The sequence below is a fragment of the Gordonia sp. HS-NH1 genome, from assembly GCF_001418765.1.
Lineage (GTDB): Bacteria > Actinomycetota > Actinomycetes > Mycobacteriales > Mycobacteriaceae > Gordonia.
In genome coordinates this window covers 110110-131970 of sequence record NZ_LIYC01000007.1, presented here as the reverse complement: position 1 = coordinate 131970, position 21861 = coordinate 110110, and the positions used below count along the sequence as shown (strand labels likewise).

Below are 21861 nucleotides of genomic sequence, written 5' to 3'. Positions count from 1 at the left end.
CCCTCACCGCGCACCCCTCGCGACCTCGCAAGAGCCTGTCATGAAACCTGTTCACCGCGTTGACCTGCACCGTTGGGTGGGTGCCTCGGAACGCCCGTGCTAGACTGGCTTCACTCGAAAGGGGCAAGGAACATTGAATTTCAAAGTTGGCGACACCGTCGTTTACCCCCATCACGGTGCTGCCCGGGTCGAAGACATCGTGACCCGGACCATCAAGGGTGAGCAGATCGAATACCTTGTTCTCAAGGTTGCCGACGGTGACATGACCGTTCAGATTCCCTCGACGAAGCTCGAGTACGTGGGCGTTCGCGACGTCGTCGGGCAGGAAGGTCTCGATCAGGTCTTCCAGGTTCTGCGGGCCCCGCACACCGAGGAGCCGACCAACTGGGCGCGCCGGTTCAAGGCGAACCAGGAGAAGCTGATCTCGGGCGACATCATCAAGGTCGCCGAGATCGTCCGCGACCTCTGGCGTCGCGAACAGGATCGTGGGTTGTCGGCCGGTGAGAAGCGGATGCTGACCCGAGCCCGTCGCGTTCTGGTCGACGAGTTGTCACTCGCCCAGAACACCGACGACGAGAAGGCCACCAGCATGCTGGACGAGGTTCTCGCCGCCGCTTCCTGACCGCCGGTCGCACCTGGTTCAGGACTCTTCGTGACCCCTACGCCGGAGCTTTCCGGCGCAGAAGTCTGTGTCATCATCCCGGCCGCCGGGTCGGGAACCCGGCTCGGTGAGCCGGTGCCCAAGGCCTTCGTGGACGTGGGTGGACGGACGATCCTCGAGCGATGCGTCGACAACATCCCCGCCTCGCTGGGGGCGACCGTGGTCGTCGTGGTGCCCGCCGACCTCGTCGAGCGGGCATCGGCGTTGCTGACCGGCGTGCGCGTCGTCGCCGGTGGCGCTCACCGGTCGGATTCGGTGCGCGCCGGCATCGCCGCCGCCGGCCACGCCGGCATCCTGCTCGTGCACGACGCCGCGCGACCACTCACCCCCGCGCGGGTGTTCACCGACGTCGTCGCCGCGATCCGCGCCGGGCATCAGGCGGTCGTCCCCGCCGTTCCCGTCGTCGACACCCTCAAACAGGTCGAGCCCGGCCCGGCCGGTCTCGAACGCGTGACGCGGACCGTCGACCGCGAGGAGTTGCGCGCCGTACAGACCCCCCAGGGTTTCACCCGTGACGCCCTCCTCCGCGCGCACGCCGATGACGCCGGTATCGCGACCGACGACGCCGGCCTCGTCGAGACATGCGGAATCGATGTCCACCTCGTCCCCGGAGACCCGCTTGCCATGAAGATCACCACGCCCTGGGACCTGCGTATCGTGCGCGACATGGTCGGTGGGCGATGAGGGTCGGCATCGGTACCGATGCCCATCGCGTCGACGCGTCCGCCGAGTGCTGGATGGTCGGTCTGTATTTTCCCGACGAACCGGGGTGTGAAGGCCACTCCGACGGCGACGTCGGCGCCCACGCGCTGTGCGATGCGGTGCTGTCGGCGGCGGGTCTGGGTGACGTGGGTTCCGTGTTCGGCACCGGTCGCCCGGAGTGGGAGGGTGTCTCGGGAGTCCAGATGCTCTCGCACGTACGGACTCTCATCGAGGCCGACGGGCTCCGCGTGGTGAACGCGGCCGTACAGGTGGTGGGCAATCGGCCCAAGATCGGACCGCGCCGTGCGGAGGCGCAGCAGGTGCTGTCCGACGTGCTGGGCGGCCCGGTGTCGGTGTCGGCGACAACGACCGACGGCCTGGGCATGACCGGCCGCGGCGAGGGGATCGCCGCGGTGGCCACCGCGCTGCTGGACGCCGCGGGCTAACCCCCCGAGCTCAGCAGGATGTCGCAGGCCCGGCCGGTGGCCTCGGCCGGCGGGGTGAGACGCGCGGCGAGACCGGCCGCGCCCGCCGCCACCGCGGGATCGGTGAGGGGGGCCAGATCGTCCGGGCCGAACCGGGCGAGACGATTGCCCGCTCCGGCGCCGGCTCCGCGCAGGGCGGCCGCCCACATCGGCTGATCGGCGCTCAACCACGCGACCACCGACGGGATCCCGGCGCGCGCCACGGCCGCCGTGGTGCCGGCGCCACCGTGGTGAACGGCACCCCCGCACTGCGGCAACAGGAGCTCGTGGTCGACGGGCCCATCGATGTGCAGCAGCCGGTCGTGGTGTGGCAGCGGGTGTTCGGTGTGCCCGATGACGCGCAGGCCGCGGGCGAGCAGAGTGGACACGATGGCGGTGATCTGCTCGCTGCTGATCTTCATGCTGCCGAAACCGACATAGACGGGTGGTTCGCCTCCGCCGATCCAGTCCAGCGCGGCGGCCGTCGCGTCGTTCCCGGCCGCCATCGCACTCCGGGACGCTTTGTCGGGCAACAGGAATCCGACCAGCGGACGCTGCGCGCCCCACTCCTCGTCGAGACCGGGGAAGAGCGCGGCGTCGTAGGCCTGGATCTCCGGCACGCCCCGCGCGCGGAGTCGGCTTCCGAGTGGGCCTTTCGCGACCGGTAGGTCGAGTTCGTGGCGGAGTCGACGGTCCGCCCCGCGCACCGTCAGCCAATAGGTGCGGTCGGCGAGCAGCCACATCGCTCGCGAGACGGGCCGGGGGTAGCGGCGGTAGCGGACGTCGAGGCTCGCGTTGGGCCGCAGCGGACAGAAGTGCAACGGCACGAACGGGATTCCACGACTCTGTGCGATCGCCTCGCCGCGGTCCTGGGCGAGCGGACCGGTCACGAGCAGATCCGAGGAGTCGGCGAGCTCGCGCATCACGCGCTCGGAGGTCGCGCGCCCGTGTTCGGCGACCTCGCCGAGTGCACGCAGACGTACGCGCGGGTTCTTCGATTTGAGGCGTTCTTTCACCAGTGGGCTCGCGAGGAGCTCGGCGGTCGACGGTGCCAGCACCTCGGTCGGCAGACCCGTCGCGGCGGTCATGTCGACCAGATCCTCCGGTACGGCCAGACGTACCCCGTGTCCGCGCCGGGTGAGCTCGGCGCCGAGCGCGATCGCCGGCTGGATGTCACCCCGGCTGCCGTGGACCGCGAATGCGAACCTCATGCGCCCCAGGGCTTTCCCGAGATCCCCCAGGCGGCGAGCTCGTCGTCGACGAGGGACCGCAGGGACGCGGCGTCGGGGATGCGGACCGGGTCGAGGGAACTGACGCTGAACATCACGTGGCCGTCGTTGATCGCGAGCCAGCCGCTGACACCGCCTTTGCGGTCGCGCAACCGCACCGGGTCGCCGGTGGCGGTGATGGCCCGGATCGACAGTGCACCAGCGGTTCCGGTGCCGAGCGTCGCGAACTCGTCGGGGGCCTGGCCGACGTTCGACGCCAGGCACAGCGGTGTGGTCACCTTGGACGCCAGGCGCCGCGTGATCGACGGGCTCAGCGCCTGCAACACGACGGCTCGTTGCGCGACGGCGCCCGAGTTCGCGGCGAGTCTGCCGTAGGCGTCCTTGCATGCGGTGCGCACCGCGGTGAGGTCGTCGTAGCGCCCGGGGACGACCTCCACGAAAGCCGTTGCGCCCGAGCTGGCGTTGGCCCGCCGGTCGTCGAGCGTGCGGGAGGAGACCGGCAGCGAGACCGGGACGACGTCCCCCTCCGACACGCGGCCGCTGCGCTCGAGGATGCCGACCATCAGGGCGGCGAAGAGACTGTTGTCGGTGCCCCCGCGGGACTTCGCCGCCCCGGTGTAGTCCGCCTGCGGGATCAGGACCGTGACATTCGGCGCGGTCTCGGCGCCCGCGACGTCGGTGTCGGTGTCGGGTGTGGGCCGGCCGGTCACCCGCACGGGGGAGGGCGGCGGGGTGGACCGGCTCGCGCGCCAGATGCGCGCGGCGGTCGTGCCCGCGGTCCACAGCAGGTCCGCCGCATCGCGGACGTCGGAGACGAGGCCGGGTTCGGCGCCGGGCACGTAGTCGAGGCCGTGGATGGCCTCGATGACCGCGACCGCTCCGGTGCCGCCGTCGGCGATGACATGGGAGATGATCAGCGAGACCAGCACCGAGTCGTCGGCGGCCGCGCGGGCGACGACGAGCCGCCACGCCGGCCCGTTCTCGAAGTCGAGCGGGGCGTCCGCCTGTGCCCGCCCCCAGGCCTCCTCGTCGCCGGCCGGTACCGGTTCGGTCTGCACCGAGACCGCGCCTGCCTCCGGGGTGTACCGCCAGTACGCGCGGCCCGGTCCACGGTGTCGGGTGACGAGCCTGCTCAGGCGCCCATAACGCAACTTCTGGCCGAGTGCGGTGATGGTGTCGACGTCGACCGTGCCGGGGAACCGCCAGAGTGTCTGGTTCACGACGGGGAGGCCGAGGACGACGTCCATCCGGACGAACAGGTCGTCGTCGGCGGTCAGGCGGTCGACGGCCTCCGGTGCCGACGTGCGGTCGGGGCGGACCAGGGATGCAAAATTCATGCTTGCCTTGCCGTTGGTTGATCGGGTCAGGTGATTGCCGGTACGGACTCCGCACTCTTCACCGCAAGACGCGCACACTACCGGACGCCTCTCCGGGAAACACGAGAGGGAAACCGAGGTTCGGTAGGGGTTCTGACGATGAGATCTTTCACACCGAGTCAGGGACCAACGGGCGACTCCCGCGCGCCCAGCGGTCATTGCTACGGCAGAAAAGCGCTCCGGCGACCTCAAAACTAAGGGTCAGAGCCATACGAGCACGTTAGTCGGACCTACGGACGTTCGAGTTCGGGTTGTCGGCCGACTCTTGCCACCGCATAGCCTTCCATTCATTTTGCTCGCCAAACTATCAATCAAGGCGGATCCGGGTTACTGTCTTGACCGTTGATAAGGGCGTCCTAACCGCGTTGGTGCGATCGGCTGTGGTGTCTGGGTCTGCGGTGGTGTCGTTGAGGACGTCTACCGAGGTGCTCGAACGCGTGGCGAACACGGAGGAAGTTGTGGAATACACCGAGCTGACCGACTATTCGATGCCCGGCGGCACCGTCACCGCCTGGGAGCCGCAGGTCGACGCCACCGAGTGGCAGACGGACTCCCGACAGCTGTCCTACATGCACCTCGAACACGCCCGCCGGGCGGTCCGCGAGGGCTCGGAGTGGTACAGCCAGTGGATCGGCACCGCCTTCCGGATCGAGCATCCGCTCGACCGGGAAGCCCTCTCCCGCACCATCATCGCGTGGTATCGCCGGCACGAGGCATTCCGGACCTCGGTACGCGTCCACGAACCGGAGCATCCGCAGGGCGACCTGACCCGGATCACCATCTCGGCCGATTCGATCACCGTCCGCGAGCGCGACTTCGGGTCGGACCTGGCCGCCGACGAGGTCTCCGGCCTGGTCACCGACTACTTCAATCGCACGGTCACGCCGCTGAGCTGGCCGCACTGCATCGCCGTGACCGTGGAGCCGACCGGTGACGACACCGGGTTCCTGCTCGTGTTCGCGGCCGACCACACCGTGATGGACGCCTACACCCAGGTGTTCGCCATCCGCGAGCTCACCGCGCTCTACGCCGCCGAGGTGACCGGTGAACCCCACGCGCTGCACCAGTTCGGCAGCTACCTCGACTTCAGCGACGCCGAGCGTCGACTCGGTGAGCAGATCGACGCGAACAACGTCGCGGTCAGTCAGTGGCGGGACTTCTTCGACGACACCCCGACCGCCGTGCAGCCCGAACCCGTCCCGCGTTTCCCGCGGTTCGAGGTGCCGGCCGGGTCGCCGCGCACCATCGTGTCGGAACGCTTGCCGGACAACGGGTTCCAGGCGACCTTGTCGCACTGGCTGCTCGACGCCGCGGACACCAAGCGCTTCGACGCGGTGTGCAAGGGTGCCGGATCGTCGATGACGGCGGGGATCTACACCGCGCTGTCCATGACCTCGGCCGCGCTGTCGGGCAGTGCGGATCTGCGATTCATCGGCCCGGTGCACACCCGTAACGCCATCGAGTGGGGCGAAGCCGTCGGCTGGTTCGTCGGCATCATCCCCGTCGCGATCCGGCCCGGCCAGCCGGCGAAGTTCACCGACGCGCTGACGGCCGTGGCGGCGACCTCCGCGCAGTACAAGAGCGTGGGTGCGGCCCCGTTCGCGCCGGTGGCCGAACTCATCGGCGGCGACGTGACGCCGCCCGGCTTCGTGGTGTCCTACATCGACCTCCGTCATGCTGAGGGTGCGGCCGACTGGACACCTCGCCAGGCGCGCGTGCTGCGCAGCGCGACGCGCGACGCCGACGAGGTCTACTTCTGGATCAACCGGATTCCGACCGGGCTCAACGTGTCCGCGCGATTCCCCGCCGACGAGAACGCCGCCGCCGTCGAGGTCTTCCTCTCCACGTTCCGCGAGATCCTGACGACGATCGTCGCCGACGGTGACTGCGAGTACACCTACCGTGCGGTCGAATCCGTGCCGGCCGGAGCGCACACCGGAGGGTCGACGGCCGCACTCGGCAGCTGATGACCGGCGCCGTGCGGACCGTCTTCGCCACGCCCCGGTTCGGTGCGCCGGGCTCGGTGGTGGTCCCGCTGCGCGACCACCTGATCGGCGGTCGGACCGTCGAATGGGAACTGCGCGAAGCCGATCGAGTGGGCCGTGCCGCGCAGCAGTGGGGGAGCGGGGTCTCGTTCCTGCAGTCCGACCACCTGGCGACGATGGGCGACAAGCGGCGTCGCGGCGAGGTGCACACGGGATTCCTGCTCGCCGCCATGCGTTTCGACACCGTCCTCGACGAGGGTGCGATGGCCGCGGCGCTCACCGACTTCGTGCGTCGGCACGAAGAACTGCGCGCGCACTACCGCCCCGGACCGGACGGTCCCCAGCGGTGGGTGGCGCCGCCCGAGGAGTACGTGATCGAGGTCGCCGACACCGAATCCGTCATCGTGGCCGGGGCCGATCTCGGCACCTGGGTCGGGCGTCAGGCGTCGGAAAAGGCTCGCGCGGAACTGGTTCCGGGGTCCTGGTGGGCGGCGACCGTCGACGACGGCGGTTTCACCTTCTTCGTGGCCACGGATCACGCGCACGGCGACGGATATTCGTCGGTGCTCGCACTGACCGAGATCACCGCGCTCTACCGTGCACACTGCGCGGGGAGGACACCCACACCGCCGGCGCCGGGCGCGTTCGGCGAAGCCGTGCTCGCCGAACGGTCCGCGGCGGCCGCGCTCCCGCCCGACGACGAGCGGGTGGCGATGTGGCGAGAGGTGTTGCTGGCCAACGACGGTCGCGCACCGCGGTGCCCGCTCGACCTGGGCCTCACCGACGACGCCCCGGCCCCGGCGGTCGCGGTGGAGCAGTGGTTGCTCGATCCGGATGCGCTCGCGCGCTGCGACGCCCGACTGGACCGGACCGGCGAGGGATTCGCCGGTCTCCTGTACGCCACCCTGGCGGTGCGTCACCGCGAGATCACCGGGGAGTCGCGGTTCTTCGTCTCCACGGTGCTCGCCACCCGCGACGCCGGGACCGCGTGGACCCAGGGCTGGCTGTGCAACTTCGCCCCGATCGCAGTGGAGCTCCCCGCCGAGCCGACGCCCTTCGACGACGTGGTGCGCGCGGCCGGACGTAGCGTGCGCGCCGCGCGCCGCGCGAGTTCGGCGCCCGCACACGGGGTCCTGGCGTTGCTGGCCGCCGAAGGCGTCTTCCGGGGCCTGGACGGCAGCCCGTACATGGTGTCCTACACCGATCTGGCGCGACTACCGATCGGCGACGACCCGGCCCTGACGACGATGCAGACCTCGAGTGGCGTCGGCCCCACGCGCAACGCCAACCTGTGGTTCACGCGGACCCCCGCGGGCCTCGTCGTCCGGTGTCATCTCCCCGACAACGACGTGGCACGCACATCGGTCGCCGACCACCTCGCACGTGTCGGCGGCATCCTCGACGACTATGCGAGCGGGAGCCCGAGCGGTGAAGCTCTCGAGTTCGGAGACCTGGGAGGTCGAGCCGGGGGAACTGATCCGATGGCTTCCGCTACCCGGCGGCTGCGCGGCGTCGTCGAGCGCGCCGGTGTCGGAGAACGAGCGATTCCACCTGGACTCGATCGCGCAGGGGCAACCCGGCTGGATCGCGCTCACGCTCGACTTCCCCGAGCGGCTCGAGCTCGCGCGCCTTGGCGAGGTGGTGTCCACCGTCATCGCGCGGCACGACGTCCTGCGCAGCCACTACGTGGCGACCGACACCGGATACCAGCGAGTGCTGCACGGCGGCGTCGACGTCAAGGAGGACTCGCACGAACCCGACGCCGGGCTCGGGCCCGCGGAGTTCGCGGCCGAACTGGCCGGACGGATCACCGCCACGTGCAACCCGTTCGAGCCGGTGCCGCACTTCCTGGCCGCCGTCCGCAGAGCGTCGAGCACGACCCTCGTCTGCGGGTTCGACCACTGCTACGTCGACGCGCGCTCGATGGCGCTGCTGTCCTCCGAGATCTGCGATCTGCTCGCCGGCGCGGCCCTCGCTCCCGCGGAGTCCGGGCTGGACGCGCTGCGTCGGGTCGCGGGCGACGAGGCGGCGGTGCCCCCCGACGACCCCCGACTGGGCGAGTGGGGACGATTCCTGGCCGCGACCGACTGGCAGGTCCCGGAGTTCCCCGTCGACCTCGGTGTCCCGGCGGGCGAATCCGTGGAGATGCGCACGATCGTCGAGACCCTGCTGCCGGGCGATACGGCGCGGGCGTTCAGTTCGGCGGTCCACCGACACGGCGGGCGGACGTACCCCGCGGTGCTCACCTGCGCGGCGATGGCCGTCAAGTCGCTCGGCGGGCCCGACGAGCTCGCCACCGTGGTGCCCACCGGCACCGGCGCGGGCCCCGGCTGTGTGGGCTGGTCGGTGGGCAACGCGCCCCTGCGGATCACCGGCGGCGACGATCTGTTCGGGGCGGCAGAGATCAACACGGCCCGGCTCGCCGCCGCCCTGCCGCTGGCCGAGATCGGGCTGACCCCGGTCTACCTCGCCTTCGGCAGCCGGCTCCGTCAGCGCCGGTCGGACGTCTTCATGATGTCCTACGTCGACTACACGCGACTGCCGAGTCCGCATCGGGGGGTACGGGCCGAACAGGTCTCCAGTGCCAAACCGACCGACACCGCGCAATGGTGGTTCTGGCGCGATGCGGACGGGATCCACGTCCGCGTGCGACATCCCGCCACCGAGCGGGCGGTCGCGGTCCTGTCCGCGACCATCGCGGAGATGAGGGCGACCGCCGCCGCCGTCGCCGCGGAGCCGGCCGGCCCGGTCGGCGTCCCCGGTGAGCGTGCGTGAGGTGCGCGCACCTGCGGCTCGGGCCGTCGGTGGCCAGGTCAGGGTCCGGTAGGATTGCCGGTCGTGACCCTGCGCCTGTATGACACCGACTCCCGAGAGGTGCGCGACTTCGTGCCGCTGCACCCAGGCCAGGCGTCGGTGTACCTGTGCGGCGCGACCGTCCAGGGAGTACCGCACATCGGGCACGTCCGCAGCGGCATCGCCTTCGACATCCTGCGGCGCTGGCTGACCCACCAGGGTCTCGACGTGCTGTTCGTGCGCAACGTCACCGACATCGACGACAAGATCCTGCGAAAGGCCGCGGACGCGGGACGGCCGTGGTGGGAATGGGCAGCCACCCACGAGCGTGCGTTCGACGACGCCTACCGTGCGCTGGGGGTCCTGCCGCCGTCGGCCGAGCCGCGGGCCACGGGGTTCGTCACCCAGATGGTCGAATACATGGAGCGACTGATCAGCCGCGGGCACGCCTACGTCGCCGACGGCAACGTGTACTTCGACGTCCTGAGCCTGCCGGAGTACGGGTCGCTGTCCGGACACCGGCTCGACGACGTGCACCAGGGTGAGAGCGCGGGGACCGGCAAACGCGATCCCCGCGACTTCACCCTGTGGAAGGCGGCCAAGCCCGACGAGCCGTCCTGGCCGACGCCCTGGGGCCCCGGCCGTCCCGGCTGGCACCTCGAGTGCTCGGCGATGGCCACCTCGCTGCTCGGCGCTGAGTTCGACATCCACTGCGGCGGGATGGATCTCATCTTCCCGCACCACGAGAACGAGATCGCGCAGGCACACGGTGCGGGAGATGCGTTCGCGCGCTACTGGTTACACAACGGCTGGGTCACCATGGGTGGCGAGAAGATGAGCAAGTCGCTGGGCAACGTGGTGTCGATCCCCGCGATGCTGCAACGGGTCCGGGCGGTCGAGCTCCGCTACTACCTCGGCAGCGCGCACTACCGGTCGATGCTGGAGTACTCGTCTGGCGCGCTCACTGAGGCCGCCGCCGGCTATCGGCGCGTCGAGTCGTTCGTGGCCCGGGTCGGCGCGCGCGTGGGCGAGGTGGTCGTCGGGGATGTCGACCCCGAGTTCGCCGCCGCGCTCGACGACGACCTCGGCGTCCCGGCCGCACTCGCGGTCGTGCACAACGTGGTTCGGCAGGGCAATACCGCGTTGGAGTCCGGTGACGGAGCCGCCGCGCTGGCCGCTGCGTCCACGGTCCGCGCGATGATGGGGATTCTGGGCGTCGACCCGCTGGACGACCGGTGGGCGGGTGCCGCCGACGAGTCGGCCGCCACCTCCGCACTCGACGTGCTGGTGCAGGCGGAATTGCAGCGACGCGCCGACGCGCGCGTCGCCAAGGACTGGGCGACCGCGGACGCGGTGCGGGATCGGCTGGCGCAGGCCGGTATCGAGGTCACCGACACCCCCGACGGTGCGCAATGGGCATTGAAGGGTGAGGCGTGATGGCAGGGAACTCCAAGCGCAGAGGCGCGATTCGCAAGGACGGCACCAAGAAGGGGCAGACCGTCGGCTCGGGTGGTCAGCGTCGCCGCGGCCTCGAGGCCCGTGGCGCGACACCGAAAGCAGTTGACCGGCCGTATCATCCGGCTCACAAGCGAGCCAAGGCGGCGTCGAAGTCGGCGGCCGGTCGCAGCGGGGCGCGGGCCCGGGACGAAGGTCCCGAGTATGTCCTCGGCCGCAATCCGGTTGTGGAATGCCTGCGCGCCGGCGTGCCGGCCACCGCGCTGTACATCGCCACCAACTCCGAGCCCGACGAGCGGGTCGCCGAGGCGGTGAAGATCGCCGGCGACTCGGCGATCTCCATCCTCGAGGTCGGCAAACCCGAACTCGATCGCCTGTCCACCAACGGAATGCACCAGGGCATCGCGCTGCAGGTGCCGGAGTTCGAGTACACCCACCCGGACGACCTGATGGCGGAGGCCAAGGCCAGCGGCACCCCGCCGCTGCTCGTCGCCCTCGACAACATCACCGATCCGCGCAACCTGGGCGCGGTGATCCGCTCGGTCGCGGCCTTCGGCGGGCACGGCGTGGTCATCCCCGCACGACGCAGCGCGAGCGTGACGGCCGTCGCCTGGCGGACCAGCGCCGGTGCCGCGGCGCGCCTGCCGGTCGCCCGCGCGACCAATCTGACTCGCACATTGAAGGATTGGGCCGACGCCGGGGCGCAACTGGTCGGTCTAGATGCAGACGGTGACGTCACCCTCGACGACTACGACGGCAGCGGCCCCACCGTGATCGTGGTCGGTTCGGAGGGCAAGGGGCTCTCCCGCCTCGTCCGCGAGAGCTGCGACTCGATCCTGTCCATTCCGATGGCCGGCGACGTCGAGAGCCTCAACGCCTCGGTCGCCGCGGGTGTGGTCCTCGCCGAGTTCGCCCGCCAGCGACGCGGCTAGGCAGCATCCCTCCCGGCCGGTCAGGCCGGTGGCGCGCCGATGACGATTCCGGCGGCGGTGAGTGCGTCGCGCACGGCCTGCGCGTGTCCGACCGCGCCCGGGGTGTCGCCATGGAGGCAGACCGATCCGGCGTCGACGTCGATCAGGGTTCCGTCGATCGCGCCGATCCGGCCCGTCGTGACGAGTTCGACCACCCGTCGCGCGATCTCGGCGCTGTCCGACAACACCGCGCCGTCGGTTCCGCGCGGCACGAGGGTGCCCTCCGGGGTGTAGGCGCGGTCGGCGAACGCCTCGGAGATGGTGTCGAGTCCCGCCCGTCGGGCGCGTGACAGCACCTCCGATCCCGGTAGCCCCATGACCGCCAATCCGGCGTCGACATCGCGGACCGCGGTGACCACGGCCTCGGCCTGCTGCTCGTGATGGACGATGGTGTTGTACAGCGCGCCATGCGGTTTGACGTAGGTGACGGCCCCGCCGACCGATCGGGCGAGGGCGTCGAGCGCGCCGATCTGGTACACCAGGTCGGCGACGAGGTCCGGAGTCGTCATCTCCATGAACCGGCGCCCGAAGCCGCTGCGATCGGGGTAGGACACCTGGGCGCCGATCCGGACCCCGGCGTCGACCGCGGCCCGGCAGGTGGCGAGCAACTGCGCGGGGGTGCCGGCGTGAAAGCCGCACGCCACGTTGGCGCTGGTGACGATCCCCAGCATCGCCGCGTCGTCACCGATGCCCTCACCGAGGTCGGCGTTGAGGTCGATGCGTGCCGCGCCGGAACCCATGAGCGCATCGTAGTGGTGGCCGACCAGCGGGGACCGCCCGATCGGTGTGTGCGCGGCGGCGGGTAGACGAAGTCGTCGTTTTCGTCTACGGTGGTGGGTATGGCATTTCTCGACAGTAAGGTGACCACCCGTAACGGCGTGGTCGAGGGCGCCCGGGGGAAGCGGCTGCGCAAGGGGACCATCAGCTGGCGAGGCATCCCGTTCGCGGCACCGCCGGTGGCCCATCGCCGGTTCCGTGCACCGGAGCCCGCCCACGACTGGCCCGGCGTCCGCGACTGCACCAAGGTGGCCAAAGCGGCCATCCAGGAGAAGCGGTTCACGGCCATCGCCCCGGGCAAGTTCGCGCCGATGGCCGAGGACTGCCTCACGCTGAACGTCTACTCGCCCGACGTCGCGTCGTCGACTCCGCGACCGGTGATGGTGTTCATCCACGGCGGTGCGTTCATCCTCGGCACGGCCGCCACCCCGCTCTACGACGGCGCCTTCCTCGCGCGTGCCCAGGACGTCGTCGTCGTCACCATCCAGTACCGGTTCGGTCCGTTCGGCTTCCTCGACCTCGGTCAGTTCGCCACCGAGGACCGTCCGTTCGACTCCAACGTCGGCCTGCGTGACCAGATCGCGGCCCTGCAGTGGGTCCAGGACAACATCGAGGCGTTCGGCGGGGACGCGGAGAACGTCACGATCTTCGGCGAGAGCGCCGGCGGGTCGTCGGTGCTCTCGCTGCTGTCCGCCCCGTCGACGACCGGTCTCTATCACCAGGCCATCGCGCAGAGTCCCGCCCCGGAACTGATCGTCGAGCAGGACGCGGCGAAGATCTACGCGGACGAGTTCGTCCGGCTGTTGCGCGACCCGCAGCGTCGGGCGACCTCCTTCGAACGGGACGAGCCGCCCGTCGACACGGTCCACGCCCAGCGTCTGCTCACCTCGCCCAACCCGGCGTTGCTGCTGGCGGCGGGGAACCGGCTGATGCGATTCGCCACCAAGACCGCCGGTGGTGCGAGCCCGTTCGCGCCCGTCGTCGACGGCGATCTGCTGCCGCGGTCACCGCTCGCCGCCGCCGCGGGTGGGCTCACGCAGCCGGTGCCGCTCGTGATCGGCAGCAACCGCGACGAGGGCAAGCTGTTCGCCAAACTCTGGAACGTCCTGGCCGACGCCGATTCGAGGATGGCTATGAACGCTACCTTCCCAATAAAACGCGCCCTGATGCGCGTCGAGGACGAAGAGGTCCGGCGCGAGATCGCCTCGCACTACGAGGACGGGGACCGGGATCGCATCCGGCTGGCCGGCGACTCGATCTTCTGGGCACCGATGAGCGCCTTCGCCGACGGGCACAGCGCCGTCGCCCCGACCTACGTGTACCGCTACGACTACCAGACGAAGGTGCTCGAGGCCACGGGCTTCGGGGCCACGCACGCCACCGAGCTGTTCAGCGTGTTCGGTGCCTACCGGGCCCCGATGGGTGCCGGTCTCGCCCTCGCCGACTGGCCCGCCACCGGCCGGGTCACCAAGAACGTCCAGACCCGCTGGGGCGGGTTCGCCCGCACCGGCGACCCCGGTTTCGGCTGGCCCGCCTACACCACCGCCGACCGCAAGGTCCTCGTCCTCGACGACCCCGACCACGTCGAGGCCGATCCGGACGCCCTGCGTCGTCAGGCGTGGTACCGGGTGCACTCGCCGGCCTGAGGACTCAGCCGAACTCCCACACCGACGGCGGGTCGGCGGCGAGGAACGACAGGACGAGCGGATTGAACAGCTCGGGCGACTCCACCGGCAGGATGTGGGTGCCCGGGATGACGGCCAGCCGTCCGCGCGGCAAGGTCCGCGCGAGTTCCAGCGCGTGTTCGAGGCGGACGAGCCCCCGGTCGGCGACCACCACGAGCGTCGGCGCCTCGACTCGTGCGAACGCGGCGACCTCGCAGTCCGGTTCGGTGGTCAGCATCCGGACCGCCTTGTCGTAGACGGTGTCGAAGTGCTCGGGTCCGTCGGGTGAGGTGGTGTCGTAGTAGATGCGCAGGTAGTCCACCGTGGCCGGGTCGCGCCGCGTCACCTGGTCGATGAACTCGTCGGCGGTTCGGCCGGCACTGTTGAGGTATCCGCCGACGAACACCAGCCGGCGGACGAGGTCCGGACGTTCGCGGGCGACGAGCAGCGCGACCGGGGCGCCGTCGGCCCAGCCCACCAGATGGGCCGGTCGGCATACGACGGTCTCGAGATAGACGATCGTGCGTGCGACGATGCGTTCGAGGCTGAAGTCGCCCGGGAGATCGGGGCTGTGTCCGTGACCGGACCGTTCGGGTACGAACAGTTGCAGGCCGGCGTCGAGAAATGCGGGGATCTGCGTTCCCCACGCGGACGCCGAGGCGAACAGCCCGTGGAGCAGCACCACCGGCGGGCCGTGCGCCTCCCCGGCGGTGAAGTGCCAGATCGTCGCGTCGGCGATGTCGACGTAGACGCCGCCGTCGACGTGTTCACCGGCGTGAACCTGTCGCATCGCGCTCCCTCGAGTTCGCCGGACTTCTCGACCCCCGCCATGGTCGCAGAGTTCGGCCCCTGTTCGGGCGAACGTGTGCGAATCGAAACGCCCGCAATGCCGGCGGAGGCAGGCGACACGACAGGGACCCGAAAAGGTGTCCCAATCGTTCACATCCGATAAGTTCTTCTGCGGGGCGGTGCACAGGTCGGGAACGGGGAGCACTCGAAGGGTGAGAAATGCACGTGTCCTGGGGATCTCGCGGTCGATCGCGCTCTCGACTACTCCGCACATCGTCCGTGCTGCTCGCCGGTCTCCTGCTCGCGGCGACCGGTTCGATGGGCACGGTCCCCGTCGCCGGCGCGGCCCCCGGTGACCCGCCGCCGCCACTGAGTCTGCGCGACCTCGGCTCGTCGACGACCATCTCGTTCCCCGGGCAACAGGGCGAGGTCAGTCTGGCCCTGGCGGTACCGCCGAATCTCACGCCGACCGAACTCCGCGGCGTCGCACAGTATCCGGCGTTCGTCACCGGTGGCAACGTCGACGTCCTGCAGGAGGGCAGGCTGATCTCGCGCACGCCCATCAGCCCGTCGGTCAACTCGCCCATCGTCCTGCCCCTGCGCGGTGTCCGGGTTGATCGCAACGCCGCCGACCTCGTCCTGCGGACCTACCTGCGTACCGCGGGCACCTGCCTCTTCGATCCGGATTCGGGGTTCCGGATCGAGAACGCGACCGCGTCCTACGGCGGACGGGAAGCGGCCCCGAACAGCGTCGCCGAGTTCCTCCCTCCGGTTCTGCGCAAGCTCACCATCTACGTCCCGGACGACGTGCGGCCCGCCGAGGGAGCCGCGGCCGTCTCGCTGGCGACCGCCGTCGTGGCGAACTACGGCTCGGCCGCCGTCGAGATCGAGACCGATTCGCTGTCCCGGCGCGCCGCGGCCCCCACCGAGGCCGTCGAGCCGCTCGAACGGCAGGTGGTCATCAACTCCGATCTGCTCCAGGGACTGAGTCTCGCTCCCGGCGCCGCGGGGTGGCCCGTGCTGCGGATCGGCGGTGGCGCCGACCAGCTGCCGTCGCAGGTCGGCTTCCTGACCTCGAACCTGTCGTCGATCGCGATCAGTTCCGCGGCCGTGGCCGGCGCGCCGTTCGACGCGCCCCAGCTCGCCCCGGTCGTCAACACGCTGGCCGACCTGGGTGTCGGCGATCAACAGGTGACCGCCACCGGCTGGCCGTCGATCTCCTTCGGCGTCGACCAGACGCGCCTGGGGCGGCCGTCGAAGAACGTCCGGGTCCAGGTGAAGGGTGCCTATACGCCGATGGGCGGGCAGATCGCGGTGGCGATCGGACCGCGGGTCATCGCGTCCTGGCCGGCCGACGGGTCCGGCAGCTACGACCACTGGGTGGACATCCCGCAGGACCTGTTGACGCGATACACCGAGCTGACGGTCACCTACAACCACGGCGACGTCCGCGAACAGTGCGGGGAGGGGGTGCGCAGCTCGTTGAGCCTCGACTCGTCCGGTGAGGTCCGCTCCGAGCCCGCCGACCCGCCCGCCCCGGCCGGCTTCGTGTCACTGCCGCAGTCGCTGATGCCGAGCACCGCGGTCGCATGGACGGCGGGCGACGTCGCCGACGTCCGGCGTGCGGTGTCGCTCATGTCGGGTCTGCAGCGCCTGTCCGCGGTGCGCCTCGGGGTGGAGGTGATGCCCGTCGACGACGCGATGGCCACCGACGGTCCGGCCGTGATCATCGCCGCCGACGGTCGCGGCGTCCCGGACGTGGACCTGCCTGTCACCGCGGACGGCGGCACGATCTCGGTCCGCGACGACGACGGCCGGCGCTCGGAGGTGGTCGTCACCCCGACACTGCAATTCGGCTCGCTGCAGGTGGCGCGCGATGCCGGCCGGACCGTGCTCGTGGCCAGCTCGACCGACGATTCCGCGGACCTCGACGCCGTGCTCACCTGGCTGGAGGCCGATCCCGACCGGTGGCCGTCGCTCAACGGTGACGCCCTGCTGCAAGTGGCCGGGGAGGAACCGGTGGAGGTGCTGGCCGACGAGGGCCGGCCGGAGACGGAGTCGTCGGACGGTTCGCTGTGGCCCGCGGTGGCGGTCACGACCGTCGCCGTCCTCATCGCCGCCGTCGCGGCGACACTGGTGCTCCGGCGCCGGCGCCGGCACACCGACGGGGACTGATCTCCGGTGCCATCGACCGTCTCCAGGGTCGTCGACTCGAGAGTCGTCGGGGTGGCGACGCGCCGGAAACCGGCGCAGCCGGTCCGGATGTTCGTCGAGCACCCCGACCGGGCCATCGCCCTGCGATGGCTGTTCCTGCTCGCCTGCACCGCACTCGGCTTCTGGAACACCATCCGGGCCGTCGCCGACGAGCTCATGGCGCAGACGCTGATCCTGTACGTGCCGGTACTCGTCGTCCTGAGCCTCGTCGCGGTCGTCGGTGTCTCGTGGCGCCGCTTCGACGAACTGCCGATCTACGACCGGCAGACCGACGTCATCGTCGGGATCGTCGTGCTCATCCTGTCGCTGGCGATGAAGTACCTGGTCAACCCGCGCTACGCCCGTGCGTATCTCACGACCCACATGGACCTGCTCGCGCTGTGGCTGTTCGTGCTCGGGGCATCGATCCTGTTGTTCGGGCTGCGTCCCGTCGCGCGATACCGGTGGGCGTGGCTGCTGTTCGCCCTGATCTTCCCGTTGCCGGTGCGCGGAGTCGTGCTGCCGCTCGGAGGCACATCCCTGGCCGCGGGTTTCACGCTGGTGCTGATGGCGGTGGCTGCGACCGCGATCGCGGTGGGCCGGACGTGGCGGCGCAAGGCGCTCGCGGCGTTGCTCGCCGGGGGCATCGGGACCGGTGCGCTGGTGATCTTCTATCTGCTCGACGCACCCCGCAACGTCCTCGTCCCGTACCCGGCGCTCATCGCCGCGCTCGCCACGTCGTCGTACATGCTGTTCGACTACCGGAGGCGCGGCGGAATGCACTGGGCGCCACCGGACGCCGGACACTTCGCGGCGCCGAAGGTGGCATTCGTGGGACGGCCGGGCCTGGTGGTACTCCTGGCCGCGGTCATCCTCGCGATGATCCCCACCCCGCCCGTCGGCAGCACGTGGCAGAGCGCGCGGTTCCCCCAGCTCGACATCGGTCCGGCGCTGGTGGTGCCGGTCGGGTGGCGACAGGAATCGGTCGGCGTCTACGGCTGGGTCAGCCGCCTGTACGGACCCGGTGCGACGCTCAACCGGCAGGTTCTCGTGCAGAGCCGCGGAACGCGGGCGTTCGACAAGTTCGCGCGACCGCGCCGGGTCGTCGTGGACAGCGTCGACAGCCGGCGGTCCCTGGCGCTCGAGGTGTATCCGGACATCTTCCGGTACGACCTCTCCCGGGATCGGTCGAGCGAGCCGTTCGACCTGGCGCTGCCGTTCGGGGTCGAGGGAAAGTTGTGGAGTGTCGTCGACGACGAGCGATACCTGACCTACACCGTGCTGTCGTGGTGGTGGACCAACGGGAACCGCACGCAGCAGGTCATGCTGTGGGCGGTCGACAACCACGAACCCGACGCGTACTTCCCCGAACCCCGGATCACCATCCTGGCGAACCTCAACTCGCTGATGATCATCTTGCTGCGCGGCAACTCGGTGCTGAGCGACAGCGACCCGCAGTACAAGGACCGCACCCTGCTCATCCAGCTGGCCGGCGCGTTGATCGGCGCACAGCTCGGCGCCGAGGCGGTGGAGGAGCGGTGATGAACGCAGCCGACGGAAGCGACGACCACGAGATGCGGGACGCGGACGCACCCGGCGTCGCGCGGAGCACCCGGCCCCGGCGTCCGGTCGCCGAACTGCTCGCCGACCCGGCGTACCGGGCGCAGGCACTCGACGACGCGGTGAACCGCCTCCGCGATGCCGACGCGGACATGTCGGCGTCGGTGGCGTTCAGCCGGATCCAGAAGATCATCGGATTCACGGTCCTCGGCCTCGTCGCCGTCGCGATGGTCTTCTATCCAGTCGGAACCTGCGCGACGCTCGTGTCGATCGCCACCATCGGGTATGTGGTCACCCTCGTCGACCGGGTGGTGATCTTCCGCCGCGGACTGGTCAACGGGGCGATCCGGGTGTCCGACGAGCAGGCCCGGTCGATCCCCGACGACGAGCTGCCCTACTACACCGTCTTCGTCCCGGCCTACGGTGAGCCCGAGGTGGTCGGGCAGCTCGTGGCGGCGATGGAGACCATCGAGTATCCGCGCGAGAAGCTGCAGGTGCTGTTGCTGCTCGAAGAAGACGATGAGCCGACGATCGAGGCGGCGCGCGGGGTCGAGGAGAACGGCATCGTCACCGTTGTCCTGACACCGCCGGCGCAACCCCGCACCAAACCGAAGGCGTGCAACTACGGAATGCACTTCGCCACCGGCGACATCGTCACGATCTTCGATGCCGAGGACAAACCCGATCCGCTGCAGTTGCGCCGCGCCGTCCATGTGCTGAACAACTCCGACGACGAGTCGGTGGTGTGCGTCCAGGGCAAGCTCAGCTTCCACAACGTGCGCGACAACCTGCTGACCGAGTGGTTCACCGCCGACTACGGGATCTGGTTCGGGTTCCTGCTGCCGGGCATGATGGTCAGCCGGGCGCCGATTCCGTTGGGCGGCACGTCGAATCACTTCAAGCGCGACGTCCTCGACACGATCGGGGCGTGGGATCCGTTCAACGTGACCGAGGACGCCGACCTCGGTGTGCGCATCGCCGACCACGGATACCGCACCCTCGTGCTTGACTCGGTCACGATGGAAGAGGCCAACGTCGACGCCATCAACTGGGTTCGCCAGCGCTCCCGTTGGTACAAGGGCTACATGCAGACGTGGCTCGTCCACATGCGTCACCCGGTCAAGTTGTGGCACATCCTCGGGCCGGTCGCATTCGTGCGGTTCACGCTGCTCATCGCCGGAACACCGGTGATCGCCTGCCTCAACATGGTCTTCTGGCTCATCCTGGCCATGTGGATCGGCGGGCAGCCCGCGTTCGTCGCGGAGTTGTTCCCCGGGCCCATCTACTATCTGGCACTGCTCTCGATGCTGCTGGGCAACGGCGCCGCCATCTACATGAACCTGATCGCGATCCGCGAGGACGACCGCAGTGAGTTGCTGCTGTCAGCGCTGCTGATCCCGCTGTACTGGCTGATGATGAGTGTCGCCGCCATCAAGGGCATGTGGCAGATCCTGGTCAATCCGTCGTACTGGGAGAAGACCTTTCACGGTCTGTCGACGAGCAGCCAGAGCACCGAGAGCGATCAGGCCGGCCAGAAGGACGGCGACGAGGACGACACCGCGGAACCAGCGGGAGCCCGGACGTGAGGCGCCGCGTCCCGGCCGGGGTGATCATCTTCCTGGCCGCGTGGATCCCCTACCTCGTGATCGGGATCTACCTCGCCACCGAGGTCCATCTGTTGTTCGGCGACGCGCTGTCGCGGGTGCAGTCGGCGCAGAGCGTGCTGTTCAGCCGCTCCCCGCACCTGGCGGCGATCGGCTTCGTCTTCACCCCGCTGACAGCGGTCGTCCAGCTGCCCCTCGTCGCGTTGAGTCCGTGGTTCCCGGAGATGACGACGCACGCGGTGTCGGCGGTGATCATGTCGTCGGCCTTCATGGCCGGATCGATCGTGCAGATCTCCGGCATCGCACGCGATCAGGGACTCAGCCCGCGCGTGGCGGGCACGTTCACGGTCCTCTACGCGATCAACCCGATGATCGTCCTGTACGCGGCCAACGGGATGAGTGAGGCGCCCTACCTCTTCTTCCTCGCCTGGGCGTCCCGGCGACTCATCCGATGGGTGTCCACCGACGACGTCCACGAACTCGTCGTCGCGGGGATCGCGCTGGCGCTGTCCTACCTCACCCGCTACGACGGCGGTGCCGCGGCGATCGCGGCCGCGTTCGTGGTCGCCTGGGTGACCTACTCCCGGCACGACCCCGCGAAGCGGGTGCCTCGTGTCCTGCTCGACGTGACGCTCACCCTCGCGCCCAGCGCGTTGGCCTTTCTCGCCTGGGCGGCGGCCGGGTGGCTCATCACCGGTGACGCCTTCGCCCAGTTCACCTCGGAATACGGCAATGCCGCGATCATCGCCCAGTCCGGCGGCAGCGGCTCGGCCACCACCGGAGACGCGGTGAGGTTCTCGCTCACCGAGATCACCATCCTCGCGCCGCTCCTGCCCATCCTGATCCTCGGACTGATCGCGGTGCGCGCGCGCCGGCGCCGCCTGATGCCGTTGCTGCCCGTACTGCTGATCGTCGCGGTACTCGCGTTCCAGATCTTCGGTTACTCACGCGGATCGACGTTCGGCTTCCTGCGGTTCTACATGACCGTCATCTTGCTGGCCGCGATCGTGGCCCTGATGTCGGTGCCGCTGCGGCATCAGGTTCCCGTGCGGCGCATGGGCGCACACGCCTACCTCGCCCCGGTGCGTCCGTACGCTTCCCGGTGGGGGTACAAGATCGCGGTCACGGTGGCGCTCGTCGTCGTCGCGGCGGCGCTCCCGGTCACGACCTACGGCATGACGTCACCCAAGTACGCGCCGCAGGAGTTCGCTCTCGGATCGGTGGTTCGTCCGCAACCGGATTCGGTGTCGCCCAAGTACCTCGGCGAGGAACGCATCGTGCGCTCGTTCTCCACCGAACGCGCGCTCGCGGAGTACCTCGACGACCTCCGGCTGCCCGACGGATCGGTGTTGTGCGACACCGTCTACGGGTTCGCGGTGGTGGCGCAGTCCACCCGGCCCCGCCAGTTCGTCATCCCCTCCGACCGTGACTTCACCGAATTGCTCAACGATCCGCGCAACGGCGGGGTCCAGTACTTCCTCACCGTTCCCTCGGCCGGCCGGGGTCTGTCCGACGCGATCAATCAGCGGTATCCGACCATGTACGAGAACGGGGCCCAGCTCGGGGTGCTCGCGCTCGAGGCCCGTAACGACGGCGCCGATCTACCGGATTGGCGGATGTACCGAATCCTGTGATCGG

18 protein-coding genes are annotated in these 21861 nt (G+C 69.8%); 12 read left to right on the top strand and 6 right to left on the bottom strand.

From position 1 onward, the window contains the following. Nucleotides 1-133: 133 nt before the first annotated feature. The 3 genes from AMD30_RS07730 to ispF are packed head-to-tail and all read left to right on the top strand — an operon-like array spanning nt 134 to nt 1809. On the top strand, nt 134-622 hold the full coding sequence (locus AMD30_RS07730; RefSeq protein WP_004020903.1) for a CarD family transcriptional regulator: 489 nt from the start codon (nt 134-136) through the stop codon (nt 620-622). A 30-nt stretch (nt 623-652) separates the two neighbouring features. Continuing rightward, nucleotides 653-1345, top strand: coding sequence for a 2-C-methyl-D-erythritol 4-phosphate cytidylyltransferase (ispD, locus tag AMD30_RS07725; protein ID WP_055475226.1), 693 nt, complete (start codon nt 653-655; stop codon nt 1343-1345). Continuing rightward, the gene (gene ispF / locus AMD30_RS07720) at nt 1342-1809 is read left to right on the top strand and encodes a 2-C-methyl-D-erythritol 2,4-cyclodiphosphate synthase (RefSeq protein WP_055475225.1); all 468 of its coding nucleotides are present in this window, start codon (nt 1342-1344) and stop codon (nt 1807-1809) included. Before ispD ends, ispF begins: the two co-directional genes overlap by 4 nt. Here the strand turns inward: ispF and AMD30_RS07715 are convergent. Beyond that, a complete protein-coding gene (locus AMD30_RS07715; RefSeq protein ID WP_055475224.1) occupies nt 1806-3038 on the bottom strand; it encodes a nucleotide disphospho-sugar-binding domain-containing protein in 1233 nt (410 codons plus the stop codon). The two genes, ispF and AMD30_RS07715, sit on opposite strands and share 4 nt — an antisense overlap. Then, nucleotides 3035-4393, bottom strand: a complete 1359-nt coding sequence (locus tag AMD30_RS07710) for a hypothetical protein (protein ID WP_055475223.1) — start codon at nt 4391-4393, stop codon at nt 3035-3037. Before AMD30_RS07710 ends, AMD30_RS07715 begins: the two co-directional genes overlap by 4 nt. A gap of 497 nt (nt 4394-4890) precedes the next feature. Here AMD30_RS07710 and AMD30_RS07705 point away from each other — a divergent pair, with 497 nt between their 5' ends. Continuing rightward, nucleotides 4891-6399, top strand: coding sequence for a condensation domain-containing protein (locus AMD30_RS07705; RefSeq protein ID WP_055475266.1), 1509 nt, complete (start codon nt 4891-4893; stop codon nt 6397-6399). Here AMD30_RS07705 and AMD30_RS25230 read toward each other — a convergent pair. Continuing rightward, nucleotides 6330-7337, bottom strand: a complete 1008-nt coding sequence (locus tag AMD30_RS25230; protein WP_055475222.1) for a hypothetical protein — start codon at nt 7335-7337, stop codon at nt 6330-6332. The genes AMD30_RS07705 and AMD30_RS25230 overlap by 70 nt on opposite strands. Beyond that, entirely contained in the window at nt 7334-7606 is a 273-nt protein-coding gene (locus tag AMD30_RS25225) for a hypothetical protein (protein WP_055475221.1), read from the bottom strand. The genes AMD30_RS25230 and AMD30_RS25225 overlap by 4 nt, the downstream gene beginning before the upstream one ends. 239 nt (nt 7607-7845) lie before the next feature. Here AMD30_RS25225 and AMD30_RS07690 point away from each other — a divergent pair, with 239 nt between their 5' ends. From AMD30_RS07690 to rlmB, 3 genes are all read left to right on the top strand, one after another. Next, nucleotides 7846-9192 carry a condensation protein gene (locus AMD30_RS07690; protein WP_055475220.1) on the top strand — a complete coding sequence of 449 codons (1347 nt, stop codon included), beginning with the start codon at nt 7846-7848 and terminating at the stop codon, nt 9190-9192. Between the two features lie 63 nt (nt 9193-9255). After that, on the top strand, nt 9256-10647 hold the full coding sequence (gene cysS / locus AMD30_RS07685) for a cysteine--tRNA ligase (protein WP_055475219.1): 1392 nt from the start codon (nt 9256-9258) through the stop codon (nt 10645-10647). Then, nucleotides 10647-11597 (top strand): 23S rRNA (guanosine(2251)-2'-O)-methyltransferase RlmB, encoded by a 951-nt coding sequence (gene rlmB, locus AMD30_RS07680; protein ID WP_055475218.1) that lies wholly within the window; start codon nt 10647-10649, stop codon nt 11595-11597. The genes cysS and rlmB overlap by 1 nt, the downstream gene beginning before the upstream one ends. A 20-nt stretch (nt 11598-11617) precedes the next feature. Here the strand turns inward: rlmB and AMD30_RS07675 are convergent, their stop codons facing one another. Further along, nucleotides 11618-12376 (bottom strand): LamB/YcsF family protein, encoded by a 759-nt coding sequence (locus AMD30_RS07675; RefSeq protein ID WP_055475217.1) that lies wholly within the window; start codon nt 12374-12376, stop codon nt 11618-11620. 99 nt (nt 12377-12475) lie between these two features. Between AMD30_RS07675 and AMD30_RS07670 the strand changes: the two genes are divergently transcribed. Beyond that, the gene (locus tag AMD30_RS07670) at nt 12476-14059 is read left to right on the top strand and encodes a carboxylesterase/lipase family protein (RefSeq protein ID WP_055475216.1); all 1584 of its coding nucleotides are present in this window, start codon (nt 12476-12478) and stop codon (nt 14057-14059) included. A gap of 4 nt (nt 14060-14063) precedes the next feature. Here the strand turns inward: AMD30_RS07670 and AMD30_RS07665 are convergent, their stop codons facing one another. After that, nucleotides 14064-14867 carry an alpha/beta fold hydrolase gene (locus tag AMD30_RS07665; protein ID WP_055475215.1) on the bottom strand — a complete coding sequence of 268 codons (804 nt, stop codon included), beginning with the start codon at nt 14865-14867 and terminating at the stop codon, nt 14064-14066. 218 nt (nt 14868-15085) lie between these two features. On the opposite strand from AMD30_RS07665, the gene AMD30_RS07660 reads away from it, so the two are divergent. The 4 genes from AMD30_RS07660 to AMD30_RS07645 are packed head-to-tail and all read left to right on the top strand — an operon-like array spanning nt 15086 to nt 21857. After that, entirely contained in the window at nt 15086-17041 is a 1956-nt protein-coding gene (locus AMD30_RS07660; protein ID WP_055475214.1) for a hypothetical protein, read from the top strand. Nucleotides 17042-17092: 51 nt separating this feature from the next. Continuing rightward, on the top strand, nt 17093-18601 hold the full coding sequence (locus AMD30_RS07655; protein ID WP_084817220.1) for a hypothetical protein: 1509 nt from the start codon (nt 17093-17095) through the stop codon (nt 18599-18601). Next, nucleotides 18601-20205: a glycosyltransferase gene (locus AMD30_RS07650; RefSeq protein WP_055475265.1), complete on the top strand. Its 1605-nt coding sequence runs from the start codon at nt 18601-18603 to the stop codon at nt 20203-20205. Before AMD30_RS07655 ends, AMD30_RS07650 begins: the two co-directional genes overlap by 1 nt. Beyond that, complete coding sequence (locus AMD30_RS07645) at nt 20202-21857, top strand: glycosyltransferase family 39 protein (protein ID WP_014925524.1); 1656 nt, start codon at nt 20202-20204, stop codon at nt 21855-21857. Before AMD30_RS07650 ends, AMD30_RS07645 begins: the two co-directional genes overlap by 4 nt. Nucleotides 21858-21861 lie beyond the last annotated feature (4 nt).

Excerpts from the sequence above, each read along its gene's own strand:
- AMD30_RS25225 (WP_055475221.1), bottom strand. The coding sequence starts at position 7,606 with ATGTACGGGCTGCCGTCCAGGCCCCGGAAGACGCCTTCGGCGGCCAGC.
- AMD30_RS07675 (WP_055475217.1), bottom strand. The coding sequence starts at position 12,376 with ATGGGTTCCGGCGCGGCACGCATCGACCTCAACGCCGACCTCGGTGAG.
- AMD30_RS07650 (WP_055475265.1), top strand. The coding sequence starts at position 18,601 with ATGAACGCAGCCGACGGAAGCGACGACCACGAGATGCGGGACGCGGAC.
- AMD30_RS07715 (WP_055475224.1), bottom strand. The coding sequence starts at position 3,038 with ATGAGGTTCGCATTCGCGGTCCACGGCAGCCGGGGTGACATCCAGCCG.
- AMD30_RS07710 (WP_055475223.1), bottom strand. The coding sequence starts at position 4,393 with ATGAATTTTGCATCCCTGGTCCGCCCCGACCGCACGTCGGCACCGGAG.
- AMD30_RS07665 (WP_055475215.1), bottom strand. The coding sequence starts at position 14,867 with ATGCGACAGGTTCACGCCGGTGAACACGTCGACGGCGGCGTCTACGTC.
- rlmB (WP_055475218.1), top strand. The coding sequence starts at position 10,647 with ATGGCAGGGAACTCCAAGCGCAGAGGCGCGATTCGCAAGGACGGCACC.
- ispF (WP_055475225.1), top strand. The coding sequence starts at position 1,342 with ATGAGGGTCGGCATCGGTACCGATGCCCATCGCGTCGACGCGTCCGCC.
- AMD30_RS07670 (WP_055475216.1), top strand. The coding sequence starts at position 12,476 with ATGGCATTTCTCGACAGTAAGGTGACCACCCGTAACGGCGTGGTCGAG.
- AMD30_RS07660 (WP_055475214.1), top strand. The coding sequence starts at position 15,086 with ATGCACGTGTCCTGGGGATCTCGCGGTCGATCGCGCTCTCGACTACTC.